This is a genomic window from Streptomyces cynarae (assembly GCF_025642135.1).
In the GTDB taxonomy this organism is placed as follows: Bacteria; Actinomycetota; Actinomycetes; order Streptomycetales; family Streptomycetaceae; genus Streptomyces; species Streptomyces cynarae.
Genome location: NZ_CP106793.1, coordinates 3,978,097 through 3,997,062 on the forward strand (window position 1 = coordinate 3,978,097; position 18,966 = coordinate 3,997,062).

The following is an 18,966-nucleotide window of genomic DNA, read 5'->3' on the forward strand; positions in this document are numbered from 1 at the left end:
TCCGGATCAACCCGGCCACACGACGGCCTGCAACTCGCTGTAGGCGTGCAGGGCGTAGGAGCCCACGTCGCGGCCCACGCCGCTCTTCTTGAAGCCGCCGAACGGCGCCTCCATGTTGCGGCCGACCGTGTTCACACCGACGCCGCCCGTGCGCAGCCGGCGCGCCACGCGGAAGGCGCGGGCCACGTCGCCCGACCAGACGTAGTCGATCAGGCCGTAGTCGGAGGCGTTGGCCAGGTCGATGCCCTCCTCCTCCGCGTCGAAGGGGACCACCACGACCACCGGGCCGAAGATCTCCTCCCGGACCACCCGCATGTCGGGCGTGCAGTCCGCGAGGAGGGTGGGCGCGACGTAGAAGCCGCGGTCGTGCGGAGGCCGTTCGCCGCCGGTGACCAGCCGTGCGCCCTCCTTGCGGCCCAGTTCGACGTACGCCTCCACACGGTCCCGGTGCGCCGCCGAGATCAGCGGACCCACCACCGTGTCCCGCTCACGCGGATCACCGACCTTCAAGTGGCGGGCGTACGCCGCCAGTCGGTCGACCAGCCGGTCGTACACGCCCCGCTGCGCGAGCACCCGTGTCGGTGCCGTGCAGATCTGTCCGCTGTAGAAGGAGAACGTGGTGCCGATTCCGGCCACCGCCGCGTCCAGGTCCGCGTCGTCGAAGACGAGCGCCGCGCCCTTGCCGCCCAGCTCCATCAGCTGCCGCTTCACGGACCGGCCGCACACCTCGGCGATGCGCTGCCCCACGGCCGTCGAGCCGGTGAAGCTCACCATGTCGACGTCCGGGCAGTCCACGGCCGCCTCGCCCACCTCGGGGCGCGCCCCGCCGACCACGTTCACCACGCCCGGCGGCGCGCCCGCCTCCTGAAGTGCCTCCGCCATGCGGTACACCGACAGCGGGTCCTGCGGGGCCGGCTTCACGACCACCGTGTTGCCCATCGCGAGCGCGGGCGCGACCTTGCCGGCCGGGTTCGCCCAGGGGTTGTTGTACGAGGTGACGCAGGCGACCACGCCAACGGGCTGGCGCACGGCCAGGGCGCCCATGACGGTCGCCGGGCCGAACGGCCCCGCCTCGTTGATCTGCGGCGGCAGCGGCTGCTCCACCGGTTCCACCCGCGCGTACCGTCGGAAACGCGCCACCGCGACCCCGACCTGCATCCCGCGCGCCGTCCCGGTCGTCGCGCCGCTCTCCGCCTGCGCCAGCTCGGCGTACGGCCCCAGGCGGCCCTGGATCAGGTCGGCCGTCCGCGCCAGCACCGCCGCCCGCTCCTCTGGCGGCGTCCTCGACCACGGCCCGAACGCCTCGCGGGCCGCGGCGCAGGCCGCCCGCACCTGCTCCCGCGAGGCCTCCGGCGCCCACCCGACGATCCCCTCGGTCGCCGGGTCGGTCACCCGGTAGTGGCCGTCGTCCGGCTCCACCCAGGCCCCGCCGATCAACAGCCGCTGCCGCTCGGTCACGTGGTGCTCACCGTCCTGGTGTCCCGCCCGGAGCGCAGCACCTTCCCCGGTACGGCCCCGGTCACCACGTCGTCCCGGATCGCCTCGACGCCGTTGACCCACACGGCCCGGATCCCGATCGCCCGCGAGTCCAGGCGCGGGCTGTCACCCGGCAGGTCGTGCACCAGGGTGGCCTGCCCGGCGTCGATCCGCTCCGGGTCGAAGAGGACCAGGTCGGCATGGAAGCCCTCCCGCACCCGACCGCGCTCCCGGAGCCCGAACAGCTGCGCGGGGTCGTCCGTCAGCATTTTCACGGCCTGCTCCAGCGGCACCAGCTTCCGGCCGCGCAGACAGTCCCCGAGGAACCGGGTCGTGTACGGCGCCCCGCACATGCGGTCCAGGTGGGCGCCCGCGTCGGAGCCGCCGAGCAGGACGTCCTCGTGCCGCCAGGTCTCGGCCCTCAGGGCCCAGGAGCCGGGGTCGTTGTCGGTGGGCATGGGCCACAGGACCGTGCGCAGCTCGTCGTTCGCGCAGATCTCGACCAGGCATGCGAAGGGGTCCTGGCCGCGCTCGGCCGCGATGTCCTTCACGACGCGTCCGGTCAGGCCTTCGTTGCGCGGGCTGTAGGTGTCGCCGATGACGTACCGCCCGAAGTCGGTGAGACGGCGGAAGACACCGGCCTCCTTGGAGTGGGCGCGGCGCAGCATCTGCGCCCGGACCCCGGGGTCGCGCAGCTTCGCGGTCCGCTCGGGCACGGGCAGACCCAGGATCGGTCCCCAGCCGGGGATCAGGTTGAGGGCGCAGAAGGTGCCCAGGGACATGTTCATCGGCGTGAGGATGGGCATGGTGAGGGCCACCACCCGGCCGCCCGCCTTCCGGGCCCGCTCGCTCGCGGAGAGCTGACGCGGCACGCGTTCGGGGACGGCCGCGTCGATGGTGAGGACGTTCCAGTTCAGGGGCCGTCCGGCCGCCGCGCTCATCTCCGCCAGGAGGTCGATCTCCGGATCGCTGAACTGGTCCAGGCAGCCCGCGACGATCGCCTCGATCTGTGTGCCCTCGTGCTCGCCGACCGCCTTGGCGAGTGCCAGAAGCTCCTCCGGCCGTGCGTGCCGGGAGGCGACCGGCTGCCCGTCACCGTCGGAGTGGGTGGAGGACTGCGTGGTCGAGAGCCCCCAGGCGCCCGCGTCCATGGCCTCGTGGAACAGCCGCAGCATGGCGTCCAGCTGCTCGTCCGTCGGCTGCCCGCCGACCGCGTCCGGGCCCATCACGTACCGTCGCAGCGCGCAGTGCCCCGCCATGAAACCGGCGTTGACCGCGATCCGCCCTTCGAGGGCGTCCAGGTACTCCCCGAAGGAGTGCCATGTCCAGGGCGCCCCCTCCTCCAGGGCGACCAGGGACATGCCCTCCACCTTCGACATCATCCGCCGGGTGTAGTCGGCGTCCTCGGGCCGCGCCGGGTTCAGCGGGGCGAGGGTGAAGCCGCAGTTGCCGGCCGCGACCGTGGTGACCCCGTGGTTCAGGGACGGGGTCGCGTACGGGTCCCAGAACAGCTGGGCGTCGTAGTGGGTGTGCGGGTCGACGAAGCCGGGGGCGAGGACGAGACCGGTGGCGTCCTCGCCGCTCCCGGCCTCCTCGGTGATCGCGCCGACGGCCACGATACGGCCGTTTCGTATCCCCACGTCGGCCGTGTACGCGGGGGCGCCGGTCCCGTCCACGACGGTCGCGCCCTTGATGACGTGGTCGAGCACGACGGCTCGCCTCCTTCAACTCCGGTGGGGCGCCCTGAAGTGGCGCGGGGAACTGCGCGACCAGCCACATCGGGCCCGCAGCCGCCGGACGGCCCGCGGCCCGACGGCGATCAGGCGCTCTGCCGGAACCGCGTAGTCCGGTGAACCGGATCCGTGTCGATCTTCGGGATCACGTGCTCGCCGATCAGCCGGATCGTCTGGAGCGTCTCCTCCTTCGGTATCCCGACCGGCAGCCCGAAGCTGAGCTGGTCGGCGCCCGCCTGCTCCCACCTCTTGCACTGCCGCAGCACCTCGTCCGGGTCGCCGCAGATGAGCAGTTCCTCCTCGATGAGCAGTTCGAGGAATTCCTCGGTGTACTCGGGGAGCGTCTCCGGCCACACGGGGAAGCCCTCGGGGCGCGGGAAGGTGTCGTGGTAGCGGAAGACGAGGGACGGCAGGTAGTGCAGTTGGCCGTTCACCGCGATGCGGATCGCCTCCTCGTGCGTAGGCGCGCAGATCGCGGTGCTCGTCACCATCACGTTGTCGTTGACGAAGTCCCCGACGGGCTCGGCGTCCACGATCGCAGTCTTGTACTGCTCCAGCACCCACTCCATGTCGGAGACCTTCTGCACGCTGAAGCCGAGCACCCCGAGGCCCTTCTTCGCGGCCATGGCGTACGAGGACGGGGACCCGGCGGCGTACCACATCGCGGGGTGCGACTTCCCGTACGGCTTGGGCAGCACCTTGCGGGGCGGTAGCGACCAGTGCTTGCCCCGGAAGCCCTCGTACTCGTCCTGGAGCCACATCTTCGGGAACTCGGCGACGGTCTCCTCCCAGATCTCCTTGGTGAAGTTCATGTCGGTGATGCCGGGCAGGAAGCCGAGGATCTCGTGGGAGCCGGCACCGCGTCCGCTGCCGAACTCGAAGCGGTTGCCGCTGAGGTGGTCGAGCATGGCGACCTTCTCGGCGACCTTCACCGGGTGGTTGACCTGGGCCAGCGGGTTGAAGATCCCGGAGCCGAGGTGGATGCGCTCGGTGGCGTGGGCGAGGTAGCCGAGGAAGACGTCGTTGGCGGAGAGGTGCGAGTACTCCTCCAGGAAGTGGTGCTCGGACGCCCAGGCGTACTTGAAGCCGGACCTGTCCGCCTGGATGACGTACCCGGTCTCCTCCATCAGCGCCTTGTGCTCCGCGAGCGGGTCGGTCTCGGCCCGCTTGCCGACGTATCCCTGTACGAAGAGCCCGAATTCCACGGAGGTCACCGTCCCCACGAGTGTCTACCTGACGTATCGTCAGATTGGCTTGCCGCCGACTGTCGCACCGCCCCGTTGGACCGTCAATAGCTGACGGTAGGTCAGATCATTGGGTGGACCCTCAGACGACCGAGACCCCGGCCAGCCACCCGCCGTCGATCACGAACGGCTGCCCGGTGATGTACGAGGAGTCGTCCGAGGTCAGGAAGAGCGCGAGCCGCGCCACCTCCTCGGCCCTGCCGACCCGGCCGAGCGGTACGAGCCGGCGGTACAGCCCGTCCAGGGCGCGGGACGTCTCCTGCGGGTCCGCCTCGGGGTCCAGTCGGGCCGGATTGGACATCGGGGTGTCGATGGCCCCCGGGCACACGGCGTTGACCCGTATCCCCCGCGGCGCCAGCTCGATCGCGGCGACCCTGGTGAGGCCGAGGACGGCGTGCTTGGTCGCCGCGTACGTGCCCACGGCCGCCATCCCGGTCATCGCGGTGTAGGAGGCGGTGTTGACGATGGTGCCGCCCCCGGACGCCGCGATCTCGGGAGCGACGGCCCGGATGCCGAGGAAGCAGCCGACCTGGTTGACCTGGACGACGCTCATGAACTCGTCCAGGGGCGTGTCGAGAAGCGCGTTGAACCGCAGGATGCCCGCGTTGTTGACCAGCCCGTCGATATGCCCGTACGCCCCTTTCGCGACGGCCACGGCGGCGGCCCAGTCGGCCTCGCGGGCCACGTCGAGGTGCACGTACGACTGCCCCAGCTCCTTGGCGAGCGCCTCCCCCTGGTCGTCGAGCACGTCGGCGAGGACGACCCGGGCGCCCTCCGCCGCGAACAGCCGCGCCTCCTGCTCGCCCTGCCCGCGCGCCGCCCCGGTGACGATGACGACGCGCCCGTCCAGCTTGCCCATGGAGCCTTCCTCCTCAGTTCAGGCGGGGCGCGACCTCGACCCCGAACGCCGTGATCTGGTCGGTGAGTTCGGCGCGGCTCCGGCTGCGGAACCGCACCTGGATCTGGTCCACGCCCATCGCGCGGTAGGCCCGCAGGGACTCGGCGATCGCCTCCGGGGCGCCGGCGACAGTGCGCCGGCCGACGTCCCAGTGGACCTGACCGATGTAGAGGGGCTCGGTGATGGCGCCCGCGGTGAAGGGGCCGTCCAGCCCGGCCTGTTCGCGCAGTCGCCCTATCCGGGCGATCTGCGCGGGCAGCCGGTGGCGCGGATCCCCCTGCGGCAGCCAGCCGTCCCCCTTGAGCGCGGCCCGGCGAACGGCGGCGGGCGAGGAGCCGCCCACCCAGAAGGGGATGTGCGGCTGAGCGGGCCGGGGCCGCTGCCCGAGCCCTTCGAAGTCGTACGCCTTCCCGTGGTGGACCGGGAACTCCTCGGGCCCGAGGGCTACACGCAGCGCGTCGATCGCCTCGTCGAGCAGGGGCCCGCGCCGCCCGAAGTCCACCCCCAGCGCCTCGAACTCCTCGCGCACGTGCCCTGCTCCCACCCCGAGGACGAGCCGCCCGCCGGAGAGGCGGTCGAGGGTCGCGTACTGCTTGGCGGTGACGAGCGGATGCCGCAGCCCGACGACCGCGACATGGCTGAGCAGCCGCACCCGCTCGGTGACGGCGGCCAGGTGCGCGAGCGTGGCCACCGGGTCGTACCAGACCGTGCCCATGGCGGAGGCGAGCCGGCGCGGGACGGCGACGTGGTCGCAGCAGGCGACGTAGTCGAACCCGGCGGCGTCCGCGGCCCGGGCGACCGCGACGAGGTCGCCCGGACCGGCCCCGGCTTCCCAGGACTCGGCGTAGAGCGTGGACTGCGACTGGACGGGAAGCTGCATCCCGTACCGGAGCGTCCTGTCCCGCAGGGGCCCGTTCAACGCCTGCCGCCCGGCCACAGACCGTCCTCCGTGAGCCCCAGCAGCTCGATGGCGTTGCGCCGGACGATCCGCTCGACGACGTCCGGCTCCAGATGCCCCATCTGCGCCTCGCCGACCTCGCGCGACTTGGGCCAGGTGGAGTCGGAGTGGGGATAGTCGGTTTCGTACAGGACGTTGCCCACCCCGACGGCGTCCAGGTTCCGCAGGCCGAAGGCGTCGTCGAAGAAGCAGCCGTGGACGTGCTCGGCGAACAGCTCGGACGGCGGGCGGTGGACCTTGTCGGCGACGCCGCCCCAGCCGCGGTTCTCCTCCCAGACGACGTCCGCGCGCTCGAGGATGTACGGGATCCAGCCGATCTGCCCCTCCGCGTACATCACCCTGAGGTTCGGGAACCGCTCGAACTTGCCGCTCATCAGCCAGTCGACCATCGAGAAGCAGCAGTTGGCGAAGGTGATCGTGGAGCCGACGGCGGGCGGGGCGTCGGCGGACGTGGACGGCATCCTGCTGCTCGACCCGATGTGCATCGCGATGACCGTCCCGGTCTCGTCGCAGGCGGCGAGGAAGGGGTCCCAGTCGTCGGTGTGGACGGAGGGCAGGCCGAGGCGCGGTGGGATCTCGGAGAACGCGACGGCGCGGACGCCGCGTTCGGCGTTGCGGCGCACTTCGGCGGCGGCGAGTCCGGCGTCCCAGAGGGGGATGAGGGTGAGGGGTATGAGGCGTCCGTGCGCCTCGGGCCCGCACCACTCCTCCACCATCCAGTCGTTGTACGCCCTGATGGACAGCAGTCCGAGCTCGCGGTCCTTGGCCTCGGTGAAGGTCTGTCCGCAAAAGCGCGGGAAGGTGGGGAAGCAGAGGGCGGACTGGACGTGGTTGACGTCCATGTCGGCGAGGCGCTGCGGGACGTCGTACGAGCCCGGGCGCATCTGCTCGTAGGTGATCACCTCGAGCCTGATCTCGTCCCTGCTGTAGCCGACGGCGGTGTCGAGGCGGGTGAGGGGCCGGTGCAGGTCCTCGTACACCCACCAGTCGCCGAGCGGGCCCTCGTCGCCGGGGGAGCCCATGGCCGGGGCGAACCTGCCGCCCAGGAACGTCATTTCCTTCAGGGGCGCGCGGACGATACGCGGACCGATGCCCCGGTACTTCGCCGGGAGGCGGTCCTGCCAGACGTCCGGTGGCTCCACGGTGTGGTCGTCGACGGAGATGATCTTCGGGAAGGCGGCGCCGGTGCCGGTCGCTGAGGTCTCCATGCCGGTGAAGGTAGCGCTTATCTGACGATCCGTCAGCTACTGCGGGCCGGGGCTGCTCGGAACAGGGGCAGACGGGGCGCTCCGGATATGCGAAGAGCGTGTGCGAACCTTGTGACGCACCGCACAGTGGCCTGTGATCGCCGTCTCCCACGGCTGACGCATCCGCCATGAACAAGGCAAACTGGCCTCTTGGTTGTGGACGGTTCGGCAGGGGGGCCAGGGGGCGACGATGGACGGTGTGCCGCGAGTACCTGAGCAGCAGGGTCCCGAGGATTCGGCGACACTGCGCTTCGGTGTGCTCGGACCGGTGCGCGCCTGGCGCGGGGAGGAGCTGCTGGCCACCGGCTCACCGCAGCAGCGCGCCCTGCTGGCCGCCTTGCTGATGCGCGAGGGCCGCACGGCGACGGCGTCCGAACTGATCGACGCGCTGTGGGGCGACGACCCGCCCCCACGGGCGCTGGCGGCGGTCCGCACCTACGCCTCCCGTCTGCGCAAGGTGCTCTCACCGGGTGTCCTGCTCAGCGAGTCGGGCGGCTACGCGGTGCGGCTGGGCGAACCGCGCTCCCTGGATCTGGCCGCCGCCCAGGAGCTGGCCGCGGAGGCGGAGAAGGCGAAGAACTCCGGGGACCTGTGCCATGCCCGGCACGTCCTGAACGAGGCGCTCGCGCTGTGGGACGGGGAACCGCTGGCCGGGGTGCCCGGCCCGTACGCGGAGGCGCAGCGGGCCCGTCTGGAGGAATGGCGCCTGCAACTCCTCGAGTCCCGCCTCGACATGGACCTGGAGCAGGGCTGCCACGCCGAGGCGGTCTCCGAGCTCACGGCCCTGACGGCGGCGCACCCCCTGCGCGAGCGCCTGCGGGAGCTGCTGATGCTGGCGCTGTACCGCTCCGGCCGCCAGGCCGAGGCCCTGGCGGTCTACGCGGACACGCGCCGCCTGCTGGCCGACGAACTCGGGGTGGACCCCCGCCCCGGCCTGAAGGAACTCCAGCAGCGCATCCTCCAGGCGGACCCGACCCTGGCGGAACCGTCGGCACCGGCACCCGAGCCCTCGGCCACCCCCGTACGCCCGGCGCAGCTCCCGGCCACCGTCCCGGACTTCACGGGCCGTGCCGCCTTCGTCGCCGAACTCAGCGAGGTGCTGGCGTCGGCGGAGGGCCGGGTGATGGCGGTGTCGGCGCTGGCGGGCATCGGAGGCGTGGGCAAGACGACGCTGGCGGTGCACGTGGCCCACCAGGCCCGGTCGGCCTTCCCGGACGGTCAGCTGTACGTGGACCTGCAGGGCGCGGGCCCGCGCGCGGCGGAACCGGAGACGGTCCTCGGCTCCTTCCTGCGCGCCCTTGGCACCGCGGACTCGGCGATCCCCGACTCGCTGGAGGAACGCTCGGCCCTGTACCGCTCGGTACTGGACGGCCGCCGTGTGCTGGTCCTGCTGGACAACGCGCGCGACGCCGCCCAGGTACGCCCGCTCCTGCCCGGTACGGAGGGCTGCGCGGCGCTGGTGACGTCACGGGTCCGCATGGTCGACCTGGCGGGCGCGCACCTGGTGGACCTGGACGTGATGTCGCCCGACGAGGCCTTGTCCTTGTTCACGAAGATCGTGAGCGAGGAAAGGGTGGCCTCGGAACGGGAGGCGGCGCTGGACGTGGTGGCGGCGTGCGGCTTCCTGCCGCTGGCGATCCGCATCGCCGCGTCCCGCCTGGCGGCGCGCCGCACCTGGACGGTCTCGGTCCTGGCCGCGAAGCTCGCGGACGAGCGACGCCGCCTGGACGAACTCCAGGCGGGCGACCTGGCGGTGAAGGCCACCTTCGAACTGGGCTACGGCCAACTGGAGCCGGCCCAGGCCCGCGCCTTCCGCCTCCTCGGCCTGGCGGACGGCCCTGACATCTCCCTGGCGGCCGCCGCGGCGGTCCTGGACCTCCCGCTGGAGGAGACGGAGGACCTGCTGGAGTCCCTCGTCGACACCTCTCTGCTGGAGTCGGCGGCACCCGGCCGCTACCGCTACCACGACCTGGTCCGCCTCTACGCGCGTGCGTGCGCGGAACGGGACGAACACCCGCCGAGCGAGCGGGACGCGGCGATGTCGCGGCTGCTGGACTTCTACCTGGCCACGGCGGCGGGGGTGTACGCGATCGAGCGGCCGGGGGATCGGCTGGTGGATCACCTGGAGAAGACCCGGACGGCCGGCCTGGTCTTTCCGGACCGGCGTGCGGCCCAGGACTGGCTCTACTCGGAAGCCGTCTCGCTGCTCGCCTGTGTCCGCCAGTCGTCCGACGGCGCCCGGCTCAGGCGCGCGGTCGACCTGTTGTGGGCAGCGGTGGACCTGGCGGAGTCCGGGGCGAACTTCAAGGAGTACGAGGCGGCAGCCACCGCCCTGCGTGACGCCGCGCGTGCGGCATCGGACGGCCGTTCGGAGGGCCGGGCCAACCTCGTCCTGGCCAACGCCCGCCACTGGTCCGGTTACTTCGATCAGGCGGATCAGGAGGCGCGGGAGGCACTGAGACTGTCCGAGGCCGCAGGGGATCCGCTGCCCTGCTGCTGGGCGGCCAACATCCTCGGGGCCTTCGCCTTCTACCAGAGCCGCTACGGGGACGCCGAGGACTACCTCGAGCGGGCCATCAAGGACTTTCGCGCCTGCGGTGACCTGCCGGGCACGGCGACCGCCCTGTGCAACCTCTCCCGCTTGCACCTGGCGACAGATCGTGCCGACAGCGCGATCAGCCTCGCTCGGCAGGGCACTGAGATGTACGAGGAGCTCGGACACACGCTCAAGGCCGCGAACGGTCACTACGCACTCGGCCTGGCCTTGAGCAAGAACGGCCAGCAGTCCGACGCCTCCGACCGCCTCATGCAAGCCCTCCAGGTCTTCCGCGCCAGTCGCCAGCGACTGTGGGAGGGCATGACCCTGTTCCGTCTCGCCGAGGTGGATCTCCTGGCCCAGCGCCCCGCGCAGGCCGCCGCCAACGCCGAGATGGCCCTCGCCATGCTCAGGGGGATCGGTGGGGAATGGCGCCGGGGAAACGTGCTCACCGTCCTCGGCAAAGCACTGACCCGGCTGGGACAGTCCGGACGGGCGCAAGTCTGCTGGCGGGAGGCCCTCGAAATCTACGAGGGCCTGGACTCCCCGGAGGCCGCCGAGGTGCAGGCGTTGTTGGCTCCCGCGGCAGCCGCGTGACGCACGACACGGACGTTCATCGTTCGTTTATCGCCGCCAGGCACTCTCTTGTTTGTCGATCCGTCGCGTCGGGGGGCAGACGGACCGCCGGTGAGGTCGCCTGACTCGCAGTCTAGGGTGGGCGACTTGATGGCCCGTCCGGCCACCCTCGGGGGAGTGGCCGGACGGGCCGACGACAGTCCGACAGCAACAACCAAGGGGAGGCACCACCATGAGCGACACCACCAAGGACGAGCCGGTCGTCAAGCCGGACAACACGCACATCACCGACGCCGAGGCCGGCACCGAGGTTCAGCCGCTCAACACGCACATCACCGATGTCAACGACGGCGAAGCCACCCCGGACAACACGCACATCACGTCGGACCCCAGCTAGACCTTCTCCCACACGGGGATCGGCCGCGGCGGCGCGGAGGGGGAGCCGTCGCGGCCGAAGTCTGTCCGGCGCTCGACTCCAGCGCCTCACAACTCCTCGATCAGCCCCGCCGCGCGGATCACCGCGGCCAGCGCGTCACCGTTGCCCGTGCGTCGGTGGACCTCCAGGGAGGTGTCGGCGAGTTTGATGACGTGTTCGTCGCCGTGGTGGACGGCCAGGGCGAAGACCTCCTCCGCCGATTCGGGGGCCGTGGGGAGGCTGTGCCGGGGTGCGGGTGCGGCGGGGGTGTAGGCCGCGGTCACTGCGGCGCTCGCCGCCCACGCCGCGTGCAGGCTCGTCGCCCACTGGGACCGCGGCACGGCGGGCAGGGTGCGCAAGACGGCCATGGGGGCGGTCGCGGCGTGGACCAGCATGACGGCCGAGCCGTGGGCGTTGGCGAGGTAGTGCACGGCCGCGGCGGTCGTCAGGTCGGCCAGGCGGTCCCGGGCCTGGTCGGCTTCGGTGGCGGGTCGCAGTGCGGCCAGCGCGGTGGGCCAGTCGGGCAGGTCGGTGAGCTGCTCGAGGCGGTGGTTGATGCCCGCGGTCTGGTCGGGCACACGGGGAACGCCGGCCAGCGCGGATGCCGGGTCGGCGGTTCCGGCGGGGGTGGTGAGCGGGACCGGTTGCCAGCGGGCCGCCCAGTAGCCGAGGGCTTGGCCCAGTTCGGCCAGGCGCGGTCCGTCCTCGTGGTCCAGCAGGGCGTGGACCGCGTGCCCGGTGCGGATCACGCCGTGGGTGGCGCCGGCCGCGATGCCCGGGAGCAGCCTCGGCCACCATGTCGCCAGCACCGTACGCCAGGGTTGTTCCGTCACCTCACGGCCGAAGAACGCCAGCCAGTCGCCGAGACGACGCGGGTCTCCGAGCGCCGTGCGCCAGTCGTCGGCCGTGATGGGAGTGGTGCCGCGCGGCAGATCGTCCAACCGGCGCGTGTAGAGGTCCAGCCAGCGGTGCACCTGGGGCGCGTGGCCGTGCCTGACCATGGCTTCCACCGCCATGGGACCGTGGTTGCTCAGCCAGCCGTCGAACTCCGGCCCCGTCCGGTGCAGCCGTTCGTACGCCTCGTCGAGTGTGCCGTCGATGTCCATGAGACCCGACGGTAGGCGCACGCCGGCCTTCCATCATCGGGCTGCGGATCGAGACGCACCCCTTCTTCGGCACCCCTCCATCGGGCCTACGTCGTCCCCAGGCCCGGTCGCGTGCGGCGGCGCAACTGCCCCTTCACCACCTTCCCGCTCGCGTTCCTCAGAAGGGACTCGACGAACTCCACCTCCCTCGGGACCTTGTAGTTCGCCATCTCGCGGCGGGACCACGCGATCAGGTCGTCGGACGTCAGCACCGCCCCCGGCCTGCGCACCACGTACGCCTTCCCCACCTCCCCCAGCCGCGCGTCCGGCACGCCGATCACCGCCGCCTCCGCCACATCCGGGTGCAGGGCCAGCAGTTGCTCTATCTCCGCCGGGTACGCGTTGAAGCCGCCCACGACGAACATGTCCTTGATGCGGTCCGTGATGCGGAGGTTGCCCGCCGGGTCCAGTACCCCGACGTCTCCCGTGCGGAGCCAGCCGTCCGGGGTGAGGGTCTCCACCGTGGCCGCCTCGTCCTCGAAGTAGCCCCGCATGACGTTGAATCCCCGGACCAGGACCTCACCGGGAAGCCCCGCGCCGAGCGGTTCTCCCTGCGCGTCCACCACCCGTACCTCCACTCCCGGGATCGGGCGGCCCGACGTCGTCGCGATCACCTCCGGCGGATCGCTCCTGCGGCACATCGTCACGAAACCGCTCGCTTCCGACAGGCCGTACGCCGTCAGGACCGTCGCGACGCCGAGTTCGTCCCGCAGCCGTTCCACCAGGCGCAGCGGCACCACCGCCGCCCCCGTCACGACCAGGCGCAGGGCGGAGAGGTCGTAGGAGGCCCGCGACGGGTGGTCCAGCAGTGCCTGGTGCAGGGTCGGCGGGCCCGGCAGGACGGTCACCCGCTCCGCCGCCGTGTTCGCCAGTGCCGTGTCCACGGTGAACACCGGCTGCGGGATCATCGTCGCGCCCCGCATCAGGCAGGCCAGCACCCCGGCCTTGTAACCGAACGTGTGGAAGAAGGGGTTGACGATCAGGTAGCGGTCGCCCTGTCGCAGACCCGTCAGGTCCGCCCAGGTCTCGTAGGCCCTCAGCGTCTGCGCGTGCGTGATCACCGCGCCCTTGGGGCGGCCTGTCGTGCCCGAGGTGAAGACGATGTCCGAGGGGCGGTCGCCCGTCACGACCGACGACCTGCGCCGCACCTCCGGCTCGCCCACCCCCTCCCCGCTCGCGAGGAAGTCCTTCCAGGTGCGGAAGTCCGCCGGGGCGTCGTCCGCCAGGACCACCACCTGCTCCAGGTGCGGCAGGCCCGGCAACGGACCGTCCCCGGGCCCCTCCCCCGCCGCCCTCCGCAGCGACGCCACGTACGACGTCCCGAGGAACGCACCCGTCACGAACAGCAGTTTCGCCCGGCTCCGGTGCAGGACGTAGGCCGCCTCCGAGCCCTTGAAGCGGGTGTTGAGCGGCACCAGGACCGCGCCCGCCGACACAGCGCCCAGAGAGGACACGATCCAGTCGAGCGTGTTCGGCGCCCAGATGCCGACGCGGTCGCCGACGCCGACGCCGTTCGCGATGCAGGCCGCCGCCGCGCGTTCGACGCGGGCAGCCAGTTCGGCGTACGAGATCCGTGTACGGCCCTCGACGACCGCCTCCGTGTCGTCGTAGCGACGGGCCGCGCTCCGCACCAGCTCCGGAATGCCGCCCCACTCCAGGTCACCGCGCACGGCGTCCTCCCCACGGTACGCACAGCCCATCGCCGTAGCTGACTAACCGTCAGATTAGCTGTAACCTGACGGGCTGTCAGCCGACGTACCCCGCGGAGGTGCCCCCATGGCAGGGTTCAAGGACGCGACCGCCGTCGTCGGCATCGGACAGACCGACTTCGCCAAGCGGCTCCCGGAGTCCGAGAAGGCCCTGGCCTGCCGTGCCGTCCTCGCCGCCCTCGACGACGCCGGGATCGCGCCCGGCGAGGTCGACGCGCTCGCCTCGTACACCATGGAGGAGACCGACGAGGTGGAGGTCGCCAAGGCCCTCGGTCTCGGGGACCTCACCTTCTTCAGCAAGGTCGGGTACGGGGGCGGCGGCTCCTGCGCGACCGTCGCCCATCTCGCCGCCGCCGTCGCCACCGGGCAGGCCACCGTCGGCGTCGCCTGGCGTTCCCGCAAGCGCGGCAGCGGGCCCCGGCCATGGAAGAACACGGCGGTGCAGCTTCCCACTCCCGCCCAGTGGACCCGGCCCTTCGGGCTCCTCAGGCCCGTCGACGAGATCGGGATGCTCGCACGCCGGTACATGCACCAGTACGGGGCGAGTAGGGATCACCTCTTCAACGTCGCCCTCGCCTGCCGGAACAGGGCCAATCAGAACCCCGCCGCGATCATGTACGAGCGGCCCCTGACCAGAGACATGTACATGAGCTCGCGGTGGATCAGCGAGCCGCTCTGCCTCTTCGACAACTGCCTGGAGACGGACGGCGCGTTGGCCTGCGTGGTCGTCTCCCGCGAGCGCGCCCGTGACTGCCGGCAGCGGCCCGTCTACGTCCACGCCGCCGCCCAGGGGCTGCCCGCCCAGCACCACGGCATGGTCAACTACTGGAACGACGACCCGCTCACCGGCCCCGCCTGGACCGCCGCCCGCCACCTGTGGAAGCACGCCGACCTCGCCCCCGACGACGTCGACGTCGCCCAGATCTACGACGCGTTCACACCCCTGATCCTCCTCTCCCTGGAGGGCTACGGCTTCTGCGGCCGGGGAGAGGGCGGGGCGTTCACCGAGGGCGGGGCGCTGGAGACCGGTGGACGGCTGCCCGTCAACACGGGGGGCGGCGGGCTCTCCGAGGCGTACGTCCACGGGTTCAACCTGATCAATGAGGGCGTGAAGCAGCTGCGCGGGACCAGCACCGCCCAGGTTCCGGGCGCCTCCACCTGTCTCGTCACCGCCGGCGAGGGCGTCCCGACCTCCGCCCTTCTGCTGAGGAACTGAAGGAGCCGCACCGTGTCCCCCGAGACCCTCCCCGCCCTCCTGTCCCCCGTCCCCGACGAGGACGGCGCCCCCTTCTGGGAGTACGCCGCCCGGGGCGAACTGCGCGTCCAGGCCTGCTCAGACTGCGGCGAGCCGCGCTTCCCGCCGAGGCCCTGCTGCCCGCACTGCCGGTCCTTCGCGGGCCAGTGGCGGCGGATGAGCGGGAAGGGCAGGATCTGGTCGTACGTCGTCCCGCACCCGCCGCTGCTCCCGGCGTACGCGGCGCATGCCCCGTACAACGTGATCCTGGTCGAGCTGGCCGAGGCGCCGCGCATCCGCCTGGTCGGGAACCTCGTCGCCGGGCCCGGCGCGCCCCTGGACTCCGTGCCGCCCGAGCGGGTCCGGATCGGTGCGAGAGTGGAGGCCGTCTTCGGCGGGGACGGGTTGCCCCGGTGGGTGCTGGAGCGGTCGTGAGCGAAGGGCTGCGGATCAGCGCCGACAAGGACACGGGGGTCGCGGTCGTCACCCTGGACCGCCCGGGGAGGCTGAACGCCGTCGACCTCGCCACGGCCGAGGAACTGGCCGCCTGCTGGCGCGCGTTCAGGTACGACGACTCCGTGCGGGCCGTCGTCCTCACCGGCGCCGGGGAGCGGGCCTTCTGCACCGGGCTCGACCGGGACGCGGACGTTCCGCAGCCCACATCGCCGTACATGCTGGACGATCCGCTGCTGCGGATCGGCCCGAAGGCGAACGACCTGTGGAAGCCGGTGATCGCCGCGGTGCGTGGCATGGCATGCGGCGGGGCGTTCTATCTGCTCGGCGAGAGCGAGTTCGTCGTCGCGGACGAGACGGCCTCGTTCTTCGACCCGCACACCACCTACGGCATGGTCAGCGCGTACGAGGCGGTGTACATGGCGCACCGGATGCCGTACGGGGAGGCCGCCCGGATGGCGCTGATGGGGACCGCCGAGCGGATCTCGGCGCGGCGGGCGTACGAGATCGGGTTCGTGTCCGAACTGACCCCGCCCGGCGGCGACTTGGAGGCCGCGGTGCGCTGCGCCGCCGTCGTCGCCGCCTGTCCGCCGGAGGGCGTGCAGGGCACCGTGCGGGCGCTGTGGGCGGCGAAGGAGGCGGCACGGGCGCAGGCCCTGGCGCAGGCACCGGCGCTGATCGCGCTCGGGAACCTGCCGCCGGAGCAGCAGGCGGAGCTGTTCGCGGGGCGACAGAGGGATGGGTTCCGGGTGCGGTGAGGCCCCGCTCGGTCCCCCCTCCGGGTCGCCACGGTATGGCACATCCCGACCACAGCACGTAGCGTCAGGGGTGACGGCCGCCGTCCCGAGCCCCTTCCGTCCGGTCCGGTACGACGGCCGTCTCCCCCACCTCGCCTTGTGGCTCAGGACGTTCGGGACGTCCCGGTGCCCTTCTCCGCGTCCAGTGCGTACACGCAGCGGTCCTTGCTGCACGCGTACACCACGCCGTCCTTCACCACCGGGGCGCCGGTGATCTCGCCGCCGGTGGCCAGCTTCCAGCGCAGGCGGCCGTCGTCGGCCTTCAGCGTGTACAGCAGGTGGTCCGTGGAGCCGAAGTGGATGCGGCCCTCCGCGACCGCCGGGGAGCCCACGATGTCGCCGCCCGCCTGGAAGCGCCACTTGGGGGTGCCGGTGACCGCGTCGAGGGTGTACAGGCCCTTGCCGCTGCCCACGTGGACGTGCCCGGCGGCCACCAGCACCGGGTCGATCGCCGCCCGGGACTCGGTGGCGATGCGCCAGCGGTCGCGGCCGTCCGCCGGGTCGAGGGCGTACACCGTGCCGAGGTAGTCCGCGAGGTAGACGCCGCCGCCCGTCACCGCCGGGCCCGGTGCGAAGGCGGGCGGGCTCAGGAAGACCGCCGGCGCCTCGAAGTGCCAGCGCGGCATGCCGCTCGCCACCTCCAGGGCCAGGACCCGGGTGCCGGCACAGACGTACACACAGCCGTCACTCGCGTGGGTGAGGCGTACGGGGACCCCGCCGCAGGAGGCCGCGTCGCCGATGGGGTACGACCAGCGCTCCTCGCCGCTGCGGGCGTCCAGGGCGCGCAGCCGGGCGTCCTGCCACACGTACACCGTGCCGTCGTGGAGCGCGGGGCCCGCCTCCGGGGTCTCGAACTCGGTCTGCGCGCCGGTGAGCTCCCACAGCTTCCGGCCGCCGGACGCCTCCCACGCCTGGACGCCGCCGCCACGGGTGGCGGTGACGACCGTGCCGCGGTCGGACTTGAGGGAGTACACCCAGCCGTCCATCTGCAGCCGCCACAGATCGGTGCCCTCGCGGGCGTCCAGGGCGAACAGGGTGGGCCCGTCGGAGGCGTGGACACGGCCGTCCGCGACCGACATCGACCAGGCGACGTCGCGGGTCTTGAAGCGGCGGCGGCCGGTCGCCACGTCCAGGGCGTGCACCTCGAAGGAGGTGACGTAGACCAGGTCGTCGGCGACCGCGGGCGTGCCCCACACGTCGTTCGACATGCGGAAGCGCCACGGGCGCCAGCCGGAGGCGGCCTCCGCGGGCGCGGGCGGCGCGGGGACCGCGGGCGCCGCTCCGGGCGCGCCGTTGACCCCGGCCCCCGGACGGGACCAGGACGCGGCGAGCGCGGCGTGAGGCGGCGGCGCCTTCAGCGCGGCGGCCCGGGCGTCGGCGACCCGCGGCCCGGGGCCGATCGGCACGGAGGCGCCCGCGAGCCGCACCGGCCCGGAGTCGGGCGCACCGACCGGCATCGGCACCGGGTCGTGGGACGGCGTAGGCGGCACCGGGTCGTGGGAGGGCGGGGGCGGCACCGCGGGGCGCGCGCCGCCCCCGCTGCGGTTGCCGGAGGTGGAGGGCTTGGTGGCAGGGCGCCCGCCCCGGCGGGCCTCGATCAGGGTGACCGCCCTCTCGGGCAGCCACGCCGACGCCGTACCGCTGTCGTCGGAGCCGGAGCCGAACAGGTGCGGGGCGAGCTGCGCCTGGAGGTCGGCCGGGTTGGGGCGGGCGGTGGGGTCCATCTGCATGCAGGACTCGATGAGCGGACGCAGCTCGTCCGGCAGCCCGGACAGGTCCGGGCCCTCGCGCAGCAGCATGAAGACGGTCTCGACGGGGTTGGCGCCGTGGAAGGGGGGATGCCCGGTGGCCGCGAAGACGAGCATCGAACCCAGCGAGAACACATCGCTGGCACCGGTGACGCTGCGTGAGTCCTTGGCCTGTTCGGGGGACATGTAGGCGGGCGTGCCGACGGCCACGTTGGTCATGGTCAGACGGGTGTTCGATACACCGGAAGCGATCCCGAAGTCGATCACCCGGGGGCCGTCCTCCACGACGAGGACGTTCGACGGCTTCAGGTCCCGGTGGACCAGGCCCGCCCCGTGGATGGACTGCAGGGCCTCGGCCACGCCCGCCGCGAGCCAGCGCACCGCCTGGGCCGGCAGCGGGCCGCACTCGGTCACTATCTCCTCGAGGGAGGGCGCGGGCACGTACGCGGTGGCGAGCCACGGCACGGCCGCGCGGGGGTCGGCGTCGACCACGGCGGCGGTGTAGAAACCGGAGACCGCCCGGGCGGCCTCCACCTCGCGGGTGAAACGCACCCGGAACAGCTGGTCCTCGGCCAGTTCGGTGCGCACCGTCTTGATCGCCACGCGCCGGCCGGACGCCGAGCGCGCGAGATAGACCAGCCCCATGCCGCCGGCACCCAGCCGTCCCAGCACCTCGAACGGCCCGATCCGCCGCGGATCGTGCTGCGTCAGCTGATCCACCACTTGCCTGCCACCTCCCCGTACGGGTCGCGTCATGCGCCTTGTGCACGCGACCCCGTGCAGCGTCTCACCACCGC

At 72.4% G+C, this 18,966-nt stretch carries 14 protein-coding genes; 5 read left to right on the forward strand and 9 right to left on the reverse strand.

Translation table 11 applies throughout. The features are described from left to right. Window positions 1-6: 6 nt before the first annotated feature. The 6 genes from N8I84_RS18215 to N8I84_RS18240 form a co-directional block, all read right to left on the reverse strand. Window positions 7-1,458: an aldehyde dehydrogenase family protein gene (locus N8I84_RS18215; RefSeq protein WP_263230529.1), complete on the reverse strand. Its 1,452-nt coding sequence runs from the start codon at window positions 1,456-1,458 to the stop codon at window positions 7-9. Further along, entirely contained in the window at window positions 1,455-3,185 is a 1,731-nt protein-coding gene (locus tag N8I84_RS18220; RefSeq protein ID WP_263230530.1) for an N-acyl-D-amino-acid deacylase family protein, read from the reverse strand. The genes N8I84_RS18215 and N8I84_RS18220 overlap by 4 nt, the downstream gene beginning before the upstream one ends. A gap of 110 nt (window positions 3,186-3,295) precedes the next feature. Continuing rightward, window positions 3,296-4,414 carry an LLM class flavin-dependent oxidoreductase gene (locus tag N8I84_RS18225; RefSeq protein WP_263230531.1) on the reverse strand — a complete coding sequence of 373 codons (1,119 nt, stop codon included), beginning with the start codon at window positions 4,412-4,414 and terminating at the stop codon, window positions 3,296-3,298. A gap of 121 nt (window positions 4,415-4,535) precedes the next feature. Further along, the gene (locus tag N8I84_RS18230; protein ID WP_263230532.1) at window positions 4,536-5,312 is read right to left on the reverse strand and encodes an SDR family NAD(P)-dependent oxidoreductase; all 777 of its coding nucleotides are present in this window, start codon (window positions 5,310-5,312) and stop codon (window positions 4,536-4,538) included. Window positions 5,313-5,325: 13 nt separating this feature from the next. Beyond that, complete coding sequence (locus N8I84_RS18235) at window positions 5,326-6,231, reverse strand: TIGR03619 family F420-dependent LLM class oxidoreductase (protein ID WP_263230533.1); 906 nt, start codon at window positions 6,229-6,231, stop codon at window positions 5,326-5,328. Between the two features lie 35 nt (window positions 6,232-6,266). Next, window positions 6,267-7,517, reverse strand: coding sequence for an amidohydrolase family protein (locus N8I84_RS18240; RefSeq protein WP_263230534.1), 1,251 nt, complete (start codon window positions 7,515-7,517; stop codon window positions 6,267-6,269). 229 nt (window positions 7,518-7,746) lie between these two features. On the opposite strand from N8I84_RS18240, the gene N8I84_RS18245 reads away from it, so the two are divergent. Continuing rightward, window positions 7,747-10,689, forward strand: a complete 2,943-nt coding sequence (locus N8I84_RS18245) for an AfsR/SARP family transcriptional regulator (protein ID WP_263230535.1) — start codon at window positions 7,747-7,749, stop codon at window positions 10,687-10,689. A gap of 211 nt (window positions 10,690-10,900) precedes the next feature. Continuing rightward, window positions 10,901-11,065: a hypothetical protein gene (locus N8I84_RS18250; protein WP_263230536.1), complete on the forward strand. Its 165-nt coding sequence runs from the start codon at window positions 10,901-10,903 to the stop codon at window positions 11,063-11,065. 86 nt (window positions 11,066-11,151) lie between these two features. Here the strand turns inward: N8I84_RS18250 and N8I84_RS18255 are convergent, their stop codons facing one another. Together N8I84_RS18255 and N8I84_RS18260 are read right to left on the reverse strand one after the other, a co-directional pair. Continuing rightward, on the reverse strand, window positions 11,152-12,189 hold the full coding sequence (locus N8I84_RS18255) for a questin oxidase family protein (RefSeq protein ID WP_263230537.1): 1,038 nt from the start codon (window positions 12,187-12,189) through the stop codon (window positions 11,152-11,154). Between the two features lie 86 nt (window positions 12,190-12,275). Beyond that, entirely contained in the window at window positions 12,276-13,898 is a 1,623-nt protein-coding gene (locus N8I84_RS18260) for a FadD3 family acyl-CoA ligase (protein ID WP_263230538.1), read from the reverse strand. Between the two features lie 106 nt (window positions 13,899-14,004). On the opposite strand from N8I84_RS18260, the gene N8I84_RS18265 reads away from it, so the two are divergent. The 3 genes from N8I84_RS18265 to N8I84_RS18275 are packed head-to-tail and all read left to right on the forward strand — an operon-like array spanning window position 14,005 to window position 16,382. Further along, window positions 14,005-15,153, forward strand: coding sequence for a lipid-transfer protein (locus N8I84_RS18265; protein ID WP_263230539.1), 1,149 nt, complete (start codon window positions 14,005-14,007; stop codon window positions 15,151-15,153). A 12-nt stretch (window positions 15,154-15,165) separates the two neighbouring features. Beyond that, window positions 15,166-15,606 carry a Zn-ribbon domain-containing OB-fold protein gene (locus N8I84_RS18270; RefSeq protein WP_263230540.1) on the forward strand — a complete coding sequence of 147 codons (441 nt, stop codon included), beginning with the start codon at window positions 15,166-15,168 and terminating at the stop codon, window positions 15,604-15,606. Then, window positions 15,603-16,382, forward strand: coding sequence for an enoyl-CoA hydratase/isomerase family protein (locus N8I84_RS18275; RefSeq protein ID WP_263230541.1), 780 nt, complete (start codon window positions 15,603-15,605; stop codon window positions 16,380-16,382). Before N8I84_RS18270 ends, N8I84_RS18275 begins: the two co-directional genes overlap by 4 nt. A 143-nt stretch (window positions 16,383-16,525) precedes the next feature. Here the strand turns inward: N8I84_RS18275 and N8I84_RS18280 are convergent, their stop codons facing one another. Further along, window positions 16,526-18,892: an outer membrane protein assembly factor BamB family protein gene (locus N8I84_RS18280; protein ID WP_263230542.1), complete on the reverse strand. Its 2,367-nt coding sequence runs from the start codon at window positions 18,890-18,892 to the stop codon at window positions 16,526-16,528. Window positions 18,893-18,966 lie beyond the last annotated feature (74 nt).